The sequence below is a fragment of the Finegoldia sp. P1-F-LS genome (assembly GCF_052932205.1).
Window position 1 is genome coordinate 1 of the sequence record NZ_JBRFJH010000003.1, and the last position, 14,666, is coordinate 14,666.

Sequence of the window (14,666 nt, forward strand, 5' to 3'; positions counted from 1 at the left end):
TAAATCTCAAGGAAGTGACGAGTACACTCTATCTAATAACAATATTATACAGCAAACCTGAATAATACTTAGTCGAAAAAGGGTTATAGGTTACCTTTAACAACCTAAATACATTATATAAGGAAGTAAGCTTAATGGATAAAATTAAAGTTGTTCATTATATAAACCAATTCTTCGCTGGTATTGGTGGAGAAGAAAAAGCTGATACAAAACCATTTATAGCAGAACAATTACCTCCTATCTCTGCTCAATTACAAAAAGCATTGGGAGATGATTTCGAAGTAGTTAGAACTGTAGTATGTGGTGACTCATATTTCGGTGAAAATATGGAAGCTGCTCAAAAAGAAGTATTGGAAATGATTAAAGAAGCTAATCCAGACTTCGTAGTAACTGGTCCTGCATTTAACGCTGGTAGATACGGTGTTGCTGCTGGTACTATGGCTAAAGCAGTTAAAGATGAATTAAATATTCCTGTATTAACAGGTATGTACCCTGAAAACCCAGGTGCAGATATGTACAAAAAGGACGTTTATATCGTAGAAACTAAAAATAGTGCCGCTGGTATGAGAGACGCTATGAAGAAAATCGGTAAATTAGGTCCTAAGGTTGCTAAGGGAGAAGAAATCGGATCTCCAAAAGAAGAAGGATATATCGAAAGAGGAGTTCGTGTTAACTTCTTCTCAGAAAAAATCGGTTCTCAAAGAGCTGTTGAAATGCTTATTAAGAAAATTAATGGTGAAGAATTCGAAACAGAATATCCAATGCCTGCATTCGACAGAGTTGAACCTGGTAAAGCTATCAAAGATTTATCAAAAGCAAGAATCGCTCTTGTAACTTCTGGTGGTACAGTTCCAAAAGGAAACCCAGATCACATCGAATCATCTTCAGCAACTAAATACGGTTCTTATGATTTCTCAGGAATCAATGATTTAACAGCTGAAAACTCTGAAACAGCTCACGGTGGATACGATCCAGTATACGCTAACGAAGATGGAGACAGAGTATTACCAATCGATGTTATGAGAGAATTAGAAAAAGAAGGCGTTATTGGTTCATTACACGAAACTTGGTATTCAACTGTAGGTAATGGTACAGCCGTTGCTAATGCTGATAAATTCGGTACTGAAATTGGTGAAAAATTATTAGCTGACAACGTAGACGCAGTTGTTCTTACTAGTACCTGAGGTACTTGTACACGTTGCGGTGCAACGATGGTAAAAGCAATTGAACGTACAGGACTTCCTGTTGTTCATATTTGTACAGTTACTCCTATCTCATTAACAGTAGGTGCTAACAGAATTGTTCCAGCTATTGCTATTCCTCACCCATTAGGAAACCCAGCATTAACTAAAGAAGAAGAATATAGTCTTCGTAAAAAGATTGTTATGAAAGCATTAAAAGCTTTAACTACTGAGGTAGAAGATCAAACAGTTTTCGAAGACTAATTCAAATATAAATAAATAATAAAGGAGAATAGTTAACAGATGAATTTTCCAGTACTAAAAGGAGCTGGCTATGTATTAGTCAACACTCCTGATATGATTATCCAAAACGGATCAACATGTCAAACTGAAAGAGTTGTAAACCCAGATTCTGAATTCTTAAAAGAAGTTGGAAAACACATTAGAAGTTTTGATGAGGTTGTAAAATATCTTCCTAACCAAGTTTATATAGGAAATGTTTCTCCTCAAGAATTAGAAAATTACGAAATGCCATTTACTAATCACACTTATGAAGAAGGTAAAGCTGATGGTAAAATGGGTAAAATCGTAAAACAAGACGTATTCATTGCCCTATTACAAATGAGTGATGCATTCGACTTAGTAAAACTTTCTGAAGAATTCGTAAATGAAATCAAACCAGTTATTGAAGAAGAATATCCAATCTTGGAACCATACTTCTCTCACTTAAAAGGTTCTGATATTTCAAATGCTCAAGAATTATTCGACACTCACATGGCAGAAGCTTTATACCATGACGGAAAAGTTTGTGGTTATATCAAAGCAGCTCATGATATCGACGTAAACTTAAGCGCTCACACAATGTTTGAAAACTTAGTAGTAAAAGCTTCAGGTGTTCTAGCAGCTGTTGAATTAGTTACTAAGAATGACATTAACAGAGATGATATAGATTATGTAATCGAATGTTCAGAAGAAGCCTGCGGAGACGTTAACCAAAGAGGTGGCGGTAACTTCGCTAAATCAATCGCTGAAGTTGTAGGATTACAAAATGCAACAGGTTCTGATACTAGAGGATTCTGTGCAGCTCCTATTCACTCATTAATCGAAGCAAGTGCTTTAGTTAAATCTGGTGTTTATAAAAACGTAATGGTTGTAGCAGGTGGTTCAACTGCTAAATTAGGTATGAACGCTAAAGACCACGTTAAAAAGGGCTTCCCAGTTCTTGAAGACGTTGTTGGTGGATTTGCAATTTTAATCTCAGAAAATGATGGTGTTCATCCAGTATTAAGAACTGACATCGTAGGACGTCACACAGTTAAGACTGGTTCTTCACCACAAGCAGTTATCTCAAGCTTAGTATCTCATTCATTAGAAGAAAATGGATTAAAGATTACTGATGTAGATAAATATTCTGTAGAAATGCAAAACCCAGATATCACTAAACCTGCCGGAGCTGGAAATGTTCCTGAAGCTAACTATAAGATGATTGCTGCCCTTGCTGTTAAACAAGGAGAACTAGACAGAAAAGAATTAGCTAATTTCATTACTGAAAAAGGCTTAGTAGGTTGGGCTCCAACACAAGGACACATTCCATCAGGTATTCCTTATGCAGGACATGCTATTAAAGACTTAACTGAAGGAGATTACAACAGAGTAATGTTCGTTGGTAAAGGTAGTTTGTTCCTAGGTAGAATGACTAACTTATTTGATGGTGTATCTATCGTTATGGAAAGAAATGATGGTAAAATGGAAGATGAATCATCAGTTTCATCTGAATCAGAAAAGGATCAAATTAAGAAAGTAATCGCAGAATCCATGAGAAAACTAGCTGAAAATCTTTTAGCAGAATAGAGGTGTAGACATGGATAATAAAAAAATTTCCGAAGTATTTCTTGAAATATCTGAAGCTATCGAAAGCGGAAAATTTGGTAAGAAAGTAAAAATCGGTCTTACTACTTTAGGTAGTGAACACGGCGTTGAAAACATGAAAAAAGCTATTGAATTAGCTAAATCTGATCTTTTTGAAGTAGTTGTTATCGGTGAAAGAGTTGATGACGAACATGAAACTTATGAAGTTGATAACGATGAAGATATGTACAAGAAGATGGAAGAATTACTAGACAGTGGCGAAATTCAAGCTTGTGTAACTCTTCACTACAACTTCCCTATCGGTGTTTCAACAGTTGGTAGAGTATACACTCCTGGTCACGGCAAAGAAATGTTCTTAGCTACAACTACAGGAACTAGTGATACTGAAAGAACTAAAGCTATGGTAAGAAATGCAGTAGCAGGTATTATCGCAGCTAAATCTTGCGGTATTGCAAAACCAACAGTTGGTATTTTAAACATCGACGGTGCTAGACAAGTAGAAAAAGCTTTGAAACACTTCAAAGACAACGGATTCGATATCGAATTTGCTGAAAGCCAAAGAGCTGACGGTGGTATCGTAATGAGAGGTAATGACCTTCTTATGGGAAGCTGTGATGTAATGGTAACTGATTCATTAACAGGTAACTTATTAATGAAGATGTTCGGATCATTCACATCAGGTGGAAACTACGAAACTACTGGTTTCGGATATGGTCCTGGTATCGGTGAAGGCTACGAAAGAAACATATTTATTGTATCTCGTGCTTCAGGTGCTCCTGTAGTTGCAAATGCATTAAAATATGCTTACCAAACAGTAGCTGGTGGAATTGATAACAATAAAAAATCTATCTATAAGCAAGCTCACAAGGCTGACTTCAATGGCATCTTAGAATCATTAAGTAAGAAAGAAGCTCCAAAAGCATCTTCTGAAGAAGTTAAAATGCCAGACAAAGAAGTAGTATCTGCTACAATCTCAGGAATTGATATTCTTGAAATTGAAGATGCTGTTCAAGCTTTATGGAAAGAAAATATATACGCTGAAAGCGGTATGGGCTGTACTGGTCCAATCGTTCAAGTGTCTGATGCAAACTTAGATAAAGCATCACAAATACTAAAACAAAATGGTTATATAGAATAATTCTATAGGCTTTTAAAAAGATGTGTGATTAGTCACACATCTTTTTTTGTTTCAAATTAAATTTTGCATACAAAAAACCTTAGATTAATAGCTTCATCAAACTAATAATCTAAGGTCATTTTTTTATTTAATCTATTCTATTATATTTCTCCATCTCCAACCGTATGTTTCGCTAGCGTTACATACTATTACAAAAGCTAATGGATCAATTTCTTGAATGTATTTTTTAAGCATTATAAAATCTCTATTGCTTACAACTGTTTGTACGATTTCTTTTTCTAATCCTGAATAAGCACCTTTTGCTGTGTAAATATTAGCAGATCTTGTAAGCTTATCGACCAAGAACTTACAAACCTCATCCGGCTTTGATGTAGTAATCGTACAGAGTTTTGATGTATTCATACCATTGATTGTAAAATCTATTATTAAACCATTAAGTACAGTCCCTACAAGAGAGTATATTGCAATCTCTGTTCCGTAAGCATACCATGCTGATAATGTAATAAGAAAATCTACTATCAAGCATCCTTTGCCCAATTCTATTCCTAAGTACTTGTTTAAAATCTTAGCGAATATATCAGACCCACCAGTTGATGCGTAGTTATTAAGTACAATACCTACTCCCGACCCGTAAATCATTACAGCTGCAATTAATTGAATCATTTTTCCGTCAAACAATGGTTTTTCCATAGGAAATACAATATCCAAAATCCATACCAATAAACTAAGTCCCAATGAGCAAATTATAGTTTTAAGTCCAAATGCTTTTCCTAGCATTATAAATCCTACAATAAATAAAATCGTATTAATAATAATCAAAATTGGACCTGTTGATATTGGAACGAAATTTCCAATTACTATTGCCATTCCCGCTGCTCCACCTAATGATAATTTATTAGGTGCAAGGAAGAAGTGAATTCCCAATGCAATAAGAATGACACCAACTGCCATCATAATCACGCTTTTTCTTTTATTTCGTCTTTCTAAAGCGTCTAAATCAATCATATTATCCCCCTAATATTTTTATGCAATATCATTATAACAATTGAATATACAATTTACAATGTAATATTCATTATTTTCTAATATTTATTTAAAATTATAGCTTACAAAATATCTATAAACCTTTCTATCGGTAAACCACGAGCTTTGTCTTTAATATCTAATGAAAGTTTCAACAGTTCTGTTGTTTTCAAGCTTGCATACTTTGCGGAATCAAAAATTGATTTATTTTCTGAATATTGGCTTATAAATAATGCTGAAAACAAATCCCCTGTTCCTGCATAAGATGTGTTGATGTATTCGTAATAAATCTTATCTGAAGTAAGGTTTTTATCCATACAAAAAACGAAATGCTCGTCATTTTCTTCTGCGCTTGTAATAACAACGTAATTTGCTCCCATTTGTATTAGCTTTTTGGCTACATCATCTATAGGTTCATCCATCATACTAGCTATCATTCTAGCTTCAGTTTCGTTTGGAATAATCACTGTAGCTACGTCAATTAGTCTTCTAAAATTTTCAATATTGTCCTCATTCAATCCGTTGTAGAGTTTCCCATTGTCTGCCATTATGGGATCGACAACGACCTCTGGCGAGTTTTTTTGTTTAGCTATAAAATCTTTGATAATATCCACTTGTTCTAAGCTATTCAAAAATCCAGTAGCAATCAAATCAAAACTAAAATCCAATTCCTCCCAAACTTTTGTCGCTTGTTTCATATATTCTGTTGTATCTAAAATCGCAAATTTTCCATAATCCAATGTGTTACTCACAACAGCTGTTGGCAAATTAAAAACGCTTTTTCCTTTATTGCTCAGCACAGGAATCATACAACTAAGAGCGACTCTCCCATATCCTGGCATATCGTTGATTAATAAAATATCTTTCATGTTTTCTCCTCCATCTAATTATAACACTAAAAGCATATTTGTATATCAAATAAATCTTAATCATTTTGTAGATTTTTGGCTCTTAAATCCTCATAATTTCTCAGTTTTTTATGATATAATATCAATTGGAAATAAGGAGGGGCTTATGTTCAATTTTAATATAGAAGAGCACAAATTTAAATACATACATTTTATAGGAATTGGTGGAATATCCATGAGTGGTATCGCTGAATTGTTAAATCATTATGGATATAAAGTTTCTGGTAGTGACCGAGAAGAATCTGACGAAACTAACAGGCTCAAAAGTCTAGGCGTTGAAATATTTATAGGACAAAAAAGAGAAAATATCAAAAATCCGGATTTAATCGTGTACACTGATGCGATATTAGATGATAACGAAGAATTAATCGCTGCAAGAGAACTTGGAGTAGACGTTGTCAGCAGAGGAGTTTTTCTTGGCGCATTGATGAGAAATTACAAATATTCAATTGGAGTTAGTGGATCTCATGGTAAATCAACTACAACTTCAATGATTGCAAAGATTTTAATAGATGCAAAAGTAGATCCATCTATTCTTTTGGGTGGTAAATTAGACGAAATTCAAGGCAATGTACACTGTGGTAATAGCGAATACATGCTTACAGAAGCTTGTGAATACAAGGCTAATATTCTCAACTATTATCCATCAATGGCTATAATACTTAACATAGACGAAGACCATTTGGACTTCTATAAAGATTTGAATCACATCGTAGCGACATTCATTGGCTACATGAAGAATTTGGACGAAAATTCCAAGGCCATCATAAATATTGACGACAAAAATTGTGAACCTCTGTTATCTCACATCAAAGGAGAAATCATAACATTTGGTATTGAAAATGAAAAGGCTGACTACAACGTTCACGATATAACTTTTAATGAAAATGGCAATCCTAGTTTTGTAGTTTCATCTGAAAAGTTTGACAAAGATGAGGAATTCTCGCTTTCTATTATTGGACGTCACAATATTTACGATGCTGTGGCTGCGATTATTGCATGCTACGAATTCCACATTGATATTGACACTATTAGAAAAAATATGAAAGAATATCATAATCTTCACAGAAGAATGGAAACTATAGGATTTTATAAAGGTTGTGAAGTAAAGACTGATTATGGTCATCACCCTACTGAAATCAAAAACACTTTGAAAGCTTTGGATGAACATAAAAAAGGCAAATTCTACTGTGTATTCCAGCCTCACACTTATTCAAGGACTAAAATGCTATTGGATGATTTTGCAAATGCATTCTATGATTGTGATGAGGTTGTAGTAACTGAAATATACGCTGCAAGAGAAAAATTTGACAGCAGCATTCATTCTACAGATTTGGTAGAAAAACTCGTAAAAAATGGCGTCAACGCAAAATACTACAAGACTTTTGAAGAAGCTCGTGATTATATCCGTTCTAAAGTTTGTGAAAATGATATGGTTTTGACTACTGGTTGTGGAAATCCTGATGTTCTTGCCAAAATGATTGTGGAATAAAATGTGTACGACAATTATTGTAGATTATCCTAAAGGCTCTGTGATGGCTCGTACGCTTGATTTTGAAGTTCCTTTGGAATACAACATGATTTATATTCCAAGAGGATTTCATTATGCAGATGATTTGTATCACAAACCAATGCGTTCAAAATATAAAATGATGGGAATGTGTTTTAGAAATCTGTACCCTATCAAAGATGGTGTGAATGAACATGGCCTTTGTGGTTGTACTAATATGTTTATCGCAAATAATCTGTTCAGTAATCATCCTGTCGAAGGAAAAATAAACACAAATTCACTGGATTTTATGAATTTTGCTCTTGGAAATTACAAAACAGTTGAAGAATTGCTAAATGATTTGGACAATATTCATCTAGCTAACAAAGATGTTGATGGAAATTCTGTGATATGCCCTGATTTCCACTTTATGTTTGTCGATAGAACTGGTGATTCTACTGTTTTAGAATACAAAGATCACAAATTAGTTCCATGTGGAGATAATCCAAAAGTAATGACTAATTCTCCAAAATATTCTTCACATGTTAAAAGATACGAGAAATTAATCGGTGATTTATCCAAATTCAATCAAATAAAAGATTTGACAGGTGCATATGATCCTGTAAGTAGATTCATTAGGGCAAAATACATCCTGTCAACTCACAAGAAATCTTCTAATGTAAATGAAGCATACTCATCAGCATTTAGTATATTAGAGCCTCTAAAAATCACTGAGGGCTTCTTTAAGAACGATTCACATGATTACTATACATTTACTAGGTATATTAGTGCTTTCGACACACAGACCGCTTCTATGGCTGTTAGAACGCATTCCAATACTCAAACTTATCTGATAGATTTTGATGATATACCAGATGAAAATAAAATATTCTCTTATTATTTTGAAAACAAATTAGAATTTAAAAGAATTAATAAAGGATAGGCTAATGCCTATCCTTTATTTTAAATGAAATTTAATAATTTTCACAAAAAATAGAAGCTATTTTGTTATTAACAAAATGCTTCTATTTAAAATCAATTATGCATTGAATTTTTCAAGATCTAAATCGTGTTGCATTGCTGCTACCATAACACCAGTAGATCCACCTGCGTGAACGTTAGTTGAAGTACGTGCCATATCAGCAACACCTTGAATTGGGCTTAAAACCAAAATCATTTCAACTGGTAATCCCATTGTAGCAAAGATTGCTGTAGCTTGAATAGTTCCTGTTCCTGGTACTCCTACTGTTCCTAATGAAGCGAACAAGCATGAACCAACCATAATTAAATATTGAGTAGCCGAGAATGGAATATTAAGAGCATTAATTGTAAACATCGCTAATAAAATTGGCCATACAGCTGCACATCCTGGCATACCAAATGTTGTACCAATTGATGCTGCAAATGATGCAGTTTCTGTAGGTACACCCATGTCTTCTTGTTCTCTAATATTTGCTGGCAAAGATCCAATAGAACTTTGTGTAGTAAATGCTATCAACCATGCAGGGAAGAATTTACGTTGGAACTTAAATGGATTGATATGTGCAATCAAACTCATCATAGCTGATGTAGTGATGAATGTGTGGAACAAACATGCTACATAAACCATTAATAATAAGAATAATAACGATGCAACAAATGATAAATCCAAAGTAGCTACTTGGTTAGCTAGTAATGAAAGCACTGCGTATGGAGTGAATTCAATAATTTCTCCAATTACTTTGTTCATTACTTTATTACCAGCTTCTACGAAATCTAAGAATGGTTTGATTTCTTCCTTATTAGCGTATCTAAGAACAACAATACCAATGATAATTGCGAAAATTACAATAGGTACAATTTTGTTGTGACTCATACTATCGATGATATTTTTAGGGAAGAAACTTACAAATACATCTGAGAAAGGTGGAACTTCCTTAACCTTATCTGCAACATCCATTTTGATATTTGCATTCATTCCTATGTTTACTAATTTACCTAAAATTATAGACAATATAGCAGCTAAAACATTGTGTAAAGCTAAAATAATAATTGTCTTGCCACCCATTGATCTTAATTTTTCTGAGCTTTCCAAGGATGCAACTGTAGTTATAATTGAGAATAATAATAATGGAATTACAAATGCTTGTAATAAACTTGCAAACACACGACCAAATATTGCTACGTAGTCTGTGGCTCCTTTAAAAATAAGTCCTACTATGGCACCCATCGCTGTTGCCAATAAAATTCTGATCATGAATGAAGTACCTTTTTTCTTCAAACGATCAATGACAACGCATAATGCGAAAGCTACAACTAAAGCGATTAAGCTTTTAATCATATCAACATCTCCTTTTTATATTTTTTTCAAACTAATCTTATCATATTGTCTTATAATAGACAATGATTTATATTTAGATGTATCGTTTTCACAAAATTTATTTATTGTATTATTCTATATATCACTTTTCCCTTGAAATTTAAAGGTTATTTCAAATTCACAAAAAATTTTATATGGAATAATTTTTATTATTTTTTCAAGAGTTTTTTGTAGTTTAACGTTAATATTTCACTATTTTTTTGAGCTTTTATTTATTTTATAAATTTTCATAAATTATTTCAATTTTGAAATATATAGAATATTTCAATAAAAAAAGACCGATGTTTAACATCAGTCTTATCTTTCCCATTGTCCTTGTTTGTATATTATAAATCCTATCAGAACTGTAAGTCCATTGGATACTAACATCGAAATCCAAATTCCTGTAGAACCGAGATTTGTCAAACTCTTAAGTATCATAATAAGTGGAAGTCGTAGAGCCCACAATCTCGCAAGTGACAAATACATTGTAAGTTTTGTTTTTCCAACACCTTGGAAGAAACCATTAATCGCTGAGAAATATCCCATGAAAAATGTAATTATAGCTGAGAAGTACATGTACTCACTAGCTTGTCTCCAAAGTTCAATATCACTACGGTCTTTGATAAACACAGATAATAATTGGTCTTTGAAAAGTAAAATAATTATAGCAGATGCAAGTGAGAAGAATGTTATGATTATATTTGCGCGTTTAAAAATGCTTTTGCTTCTTTCCTTTTTACCTGCCCCTATATTTTGACCTGTGATTGATGTTAGAGCCATTCCAATTCCAATAGCTCCTTGATTGAATATATCGGACAATCTGTTGCCCATAGAAAATGCAGCGAGTGTAGTTGTCCCGTATGATTGAATGAATCCATTAAGAACAGTAAACCCGATAGCTTCCCCACTTGATCCAAGCGATGCTGGAATTGCGATGGAAAATATGTGTTTGATAATTCCCATATCCAATTTGAAGTTTTTGAAGTTGACTTCGATTTCGGATTCTTTTTTTACTACTCTTACAGCAAATACAACCAGTAAAACTTTCGACAAAACAGTAGCCCATGCAGCACCTGCAAGTCCCATGTTGAGCCCTGGAATTCCCAAAACATTATCAAAAATGAAGAATGGATCTATAACGACGTTTGTCACAGATGAAATTGTAGATATAATCGTCATTGATTTGGTTCTTCCTTGAGAATTTAGTATCGATTGATATCCGAAAAAAATCATATCAAACAATAGTCCTACTGAATTTATCGCAAGGAATATGTATGATTTATATTCAAAGCTTCCTTTAGCCCCCATCCATCTGACAATAAATGGTGCTGTGATTACACCGAGTATACTGAATATTACTCCAAGTACTGTGGTAAGTATTAATGTATGCACAGCGTATATTGAACAGTCTTTTAATTTTCTAGCTCCAAGTCTTTGACTCATTAAAGAAGTAGCCGCAACACTTACTCCCAGTCCAACTGCTATAAACAAATACAGCACAGGCCAAGTGAAAGATGTCGCAGCATAGTCTTCCGAGCTAATTCGAGCTACATATATTCCGTCAGTTATACCATAAAGGGTTTTGATTAGATTACTAATCATCAATGGGATACTTAATTTAAAAATCACATCAGTAATATTTCCATTAGTAATAAATTCAATATTGCTTTTTTTGTTTCCCATTTACTCGCCCCCTATTAATTTATAATTTAAAATAACCTATTCCAAATAATCCTGGTCCAGTGTGAATACTCAATGTAGGTGCAATTTGTCCTTCATAATAGAACTTTGCTCCTTCAATTAAATCATTCATACTTTCCTTGGCCTTTTCCATTGCGCTTTGATTATCACCGTTTAATAAAACCAAATAATAGTCTTTGATACCTGATAACTCTTTTTTGACTATATCAATTGCACGATTGATGTTTTTCATTGTTCCACGGTTTTTTTCTACTGTATAATATTCTCCATCTTCATTACAAGATATTATAAGTTTCAAATTTAATAAATTACCAACGATTCCAGTAATTTTACCTATTCTACCACCTAAAGACAAATATTTTAAAGTATCCAAAGTTATAACTGGTACTGAATCTTTGATTTTTGATTTCATTGTTTCTATTATAGATTCTAATGAAAATCCTTCATCAATTAATTTTCTCGCAAATATTGCAAAAAATCCCGTACCAATCGAAATATTTTTTGAATCAAAAACTTCTACTTGTACATCTTCAACTTGTTCTTTCGCAAGCATAAATGCATTGTACATTCCACTTAGTTTTGAAGAAATGGAAATACAAATAATTTTATCGAATCCTTTATTCTTTATTTCGTTTAATTTGTTAACAATATCCCCAAGAGATGGGATGGATGTTTTTGGAACTTCTCTGTCTATATTTTCGTATATATATTTCGGATCAACAGTATAATCATCATAGGATACATCTGAGTAGTTTATTTGAAGTGGCATCAATTCAATGCCGTATTCTTCTGCTATTTTTTGTGTAATTTCACTACCTGAATCTGTTAAAATTGCAATCTTTCCCATAATATCTCCTAACTAGTCAAGGCTATTAAAATATTCTCTAACTTGTTTTATTTTACCACAAGTCATCTTTCCTTCTGGACAACTTCCTTTAACACAACCTGGTCCCGCTTTTTTGAAAATTTGTGGGCACACTTTTTTCGCTTCAATAAGCATTAATGTTGCCATTTCTCTTATTTCCCATTGGGCTCTTTGGCAGCATCTTGCTTCGAAGAAATGCAACAATTCACGGGCATTCATTGTCATGACAATTTTAGTCTCAGTTGCATTTGAAAATACATATCTCGCATCTTCAATGGAGCTTTTTTCTGACATTGATTTTGCTTTCTTCTCATCGATGCCATTTGCGATTAGTTTGTCGTATTCTTCTTGTATCAAAATTTCTGTCAACTCATTGTAAGCATCAATTGTGTGTTTCATATGTCTTTCGTAGATTTCTAAAGCCTTGGGATTATTTTTTATTTTTGGAGGGATTATATACTCGTAATTATTCGCTCTCACATATCGTTGAGATTTTTGCGAGTAGCTTGCTAATCTGTGTCTGACCAATTGGTGGGTCAAAGTTCTAGATACACCCTCTATTGCAAAAGTAAAACTAATGTGTTCAACCGGAGACATGTGTCCCAAACCCATTAATTTATCTATGAAATTTTCTACATTTTCATCAGTTAGTCCTTCCTCAATCTCCATAACAGAACTATCTGAATAACAAAGTTTTGCACTTGATGCGACAAGTTTTTGTGCATCTGGAGTGTATCTAATTAGATTAACCTTCATTAATTACTTCTCTCCCATATTACGCCATCTCTGGTGTCTTTTAACACAATTCCCATAGATAAAAGTTTATCTCTTATTTCGTCAGCTTTTTTGAAGTCTTTTTCTTTTCTAGCCGCATTTCTTTGTTCTATCAAATCTTCTATTTCAGAATCCAAATCATCGTCATCTTCTTTGAATAAAATTCCCAAAACATAAGAAATATCATCCATCAATTTCTTAGCGTCAAGCAAGATATTTTTCGATGTATTTTCATCGTAATTTTTGTTGATATATTTAATGAAATCGAATAATACGCTAATCGCATCAGCTGTGTTGATGTCATCATCCATAGCTTGTTCAAATTTTTCTCTGAATGTTTTTATATTATCATCTTTTTCTTCTTTTTCAGAAGAGTTTTCCAAAATTCTATTTAAGAATTTCTTAGCAGTGTACAATCTATCAAGAGAATTTTTCGTAGCTACTAACGTGTCGTGACTGAAATCAATCGGATTTCTGTAGTGAACAGATAACAACCACAATCTGATAACTTCCAAATCAAATTCTTTTTCAATATCTTTTAACAAGAAGAAATTATTCTTTGATTTGCTCATTTTTTCCTTATCTACAGTTATCATTGAGTTGTGTAGCCAATAATTTGCAAAGTGAGCTCCAGTGCATGTTTCTGATTGAGCGATTTCATTTTCGTGATGTGGGAATTGCAAATCTTCACCACCAGCGTGAATGTCAATAGTATCACCCAAAATTGATTTGCTCATTACAGAACATTCCAAATGCCAACCAGGTCTTCCCATTCCCCATGGACTTTCCCAAGCAGGTTCACTTTCTTCTTTTCTCTTCTTCCACAAAGCAAAATCCATCGGATTTTTCTTTTCGCTGTTGACATCAATTCTAGCACCAGCACGCAAATCATCTATATTTTTCTTGGATAATTTTCCGTAGTCTTTTGCTTTTGTGATATCAAAATACACATTGCCATCGACATTATATGCTGCACCTTTGTCTTCCAAAGTTTTTACAAATTTAATCATTTCGTCGATATATTCAGTAGCTTTTGGATGAATAGTGTCATCTTCGTCGAAATTAAGTCCCGATACATTATTCAAGTAAGCTTGAATGTATTTCTTAGTTATTTCTCTAAAATCTATATTTTCGTCTTTTGCTTTATTGATAATTTTGTCGTCGATATCAGTGAAGTTGCTTACAAATTTAACATTATATCCTTTGTAAATAAAATATCTTCTCAAAGTATCAAATACCACAATCGGTCTTGCATTTCCAACGTGAATATAATTATAAACAGTAGGGCCACATACGTATATACCGACATTTTTTTCTTTAATTGGTTTGAATTCTTCCTTTTTTCGTGTCAGTGTATTGTATAACTTCATATCTTCT

At 33.2% G+C, this 14,666-nt stretch carries 12 protein-coding genes; 5 read left to right on the plus strand and 7 right to left on the minus strand.

Features of this window, described 5'->3' with window-relative positions:
• The first annotated feature begins 134 nt into the window (after positions 1–134).
• The 3 genes from grdB to grdD are packed head-to-tail and all read left to right on the plus strand — an operon-like array spanning position 135 to position 4,188.
• Entirely contained in the window at positions 135–1,445 is a 1,311-nt protein-coding gene (grdB, locus tag ACU68Y_RS03410; RefSeq protein ID WP_080551584.1) for a glycine reductase complex selenoprotein B, read from the plus strand.
• Between the two features lie 39 nt (positions 1,446–1,484).
• A complete protein-coding gene (gene grdC, locus ACU68Y_RS03415) occupies positions 1,485–3,032 on the plus strand; it encodes a glycine/sarcosine/betaine reductase complex component C subunit beta (protein ID WP_002837509.1) in 1,548 nt (515 codons plus the stop codon).
• Between the two features lie 10 nt (positions 3,033–3,042).
• Complete coding sequence (gene grdD, locus ACU68Y_RS03420; protein ID WP_002837514.1) at positions 3,043–4,188, plus strand: glycine/sarcosine/betaine reductase complex component C subunit alpha; 1,146 nt, start codon at positions 3,043–3,045, stop codon at positions 4,186–4,188.
• A gap of 132 nt (positions 4,189–4,320) precedes the next feature.
• On the opposite strand, the gene ACU68Y_RS03425 is transcribed toward grdD, so the two are convergent.
• Positions 4,321–5,193, minus strand: a complete 873-nt coding sequence (locus ACU68Y_RS03425; protein WP_002841345.1) for a YitT family protein — start codon at positions 5,191–5,193, stop codon at positions 4,321–4,323.
• Positions 5,194–5,294: 101 nt separating this feature from the next.
• Positions 5,295–6,080: a PfkB family carbohydrate kinase gene (locus ACU68Y_RS03430; protein WP_316449456.1), complete on the minus strand. Its 786-nt coding sequence runs from the start codon at positions 6,078–6,080 to the stop codon at positions 5,295–5,297.
• Between the two features lie 145 nt (positions 6,081–6,225).
• Between ACU68Y_RS03430 and murC the strand changes: the two genes are divergently transcribed.
• Positions 6,226–7,611 carry a UDP-N-acetylmuramate--L-alanine ligase gene (murC, locus tag ACU68Y_RS03435; protein WP_446755324.1) on the plus strand — a complete coding sequence of 462 codons (1,386 nt, stop codon included), beginning with the start codon at positions 6,226–6,228 and terminating at the stop codon, positions 7,609–7,611.
• Position 7,612: 1 nt separating this feature from the next.
• Positions 7,613–8,551 (plus strand): linear amide C-N hydrolase, encoded by a 939-nt coding sequence (locus tag ACU68Y_RS03440; RefSeq protein ID WP_446755325.1) that lies wholly within the window; start codon positions 7,613–7,615, stop codon positions 8,549–8,551.
• A 96-nt stretch (positions 8,552–8,647) separates the two neighbouring features.
• Here ACU68Y_RS03440 and ACU68Y_RS03445 read toward each other — a convergent pair whose 3' ends face one another.
• The 5 genes from ACU68Y_RS03445 to cysS form a co-directional block, all read right to left on the minus strand.
• Positions 8,648–9,928, minus strand: coding sequence for a dicarboxylate/amino acid:cation symporter (locus ACU68Y_RS03445; protein ID WP_002837525.1), 1,281 nt, complete (start codon positions 9,926–9,928; stop codon positions 8,648–8,650).
• Between the two features lie 336 nt (positions 9,929–10,264).
• Positions 10,265–11,632, minus strand: a complete 1,368-nt coding sequence (locus ACU68Y_RS03450) for an MATE family efflux transporter (RefSeq protein WP_035111888.1) — start codon at positions 11,630–11,632, stop codon at positions 10,265–10,267.
• Between the two features lie 19 nt (positions 11,633–11,651).
• Positions 11,652–12,497, minus strand: coding sequence for a DegV family protein (locus ACU68Y_RS03455; protein WP_002841231.1), 846 nt, complete (start codon positions 12,495–12,497; stop codon positions 11,652–11,654).
• A gap of 12 nt (positions 12,498–12,509) precedes the next feature.
• Positions 12,510–13,271: an FAD-dependent thymidylate synthase gene (gene thyX / locus ACU68Y_RS03460; RefSeq protein ID WP_060790105.1), complete on the minus strand. Its 762-nt coding sequence runs from the start codon at positions 13,269–13,271 to the stop codon at positions 12,510–12,512.
• Complete coding sequence (gene cysS / locus ACU68Y_RS03465; protein WP_004269551.1) at positions 13,271–14,659, minus strand: cysteine--tRNA ligase; 1,389 nt, start codon at positions 14,657–14,659, stop codon at positions 13,271–13,273. Before cysS ends, thyX begins: the two co-directional genes overlap by 1 nt.
• Positions 14,660–14,666: the final 7 nt, after the last annotated feature.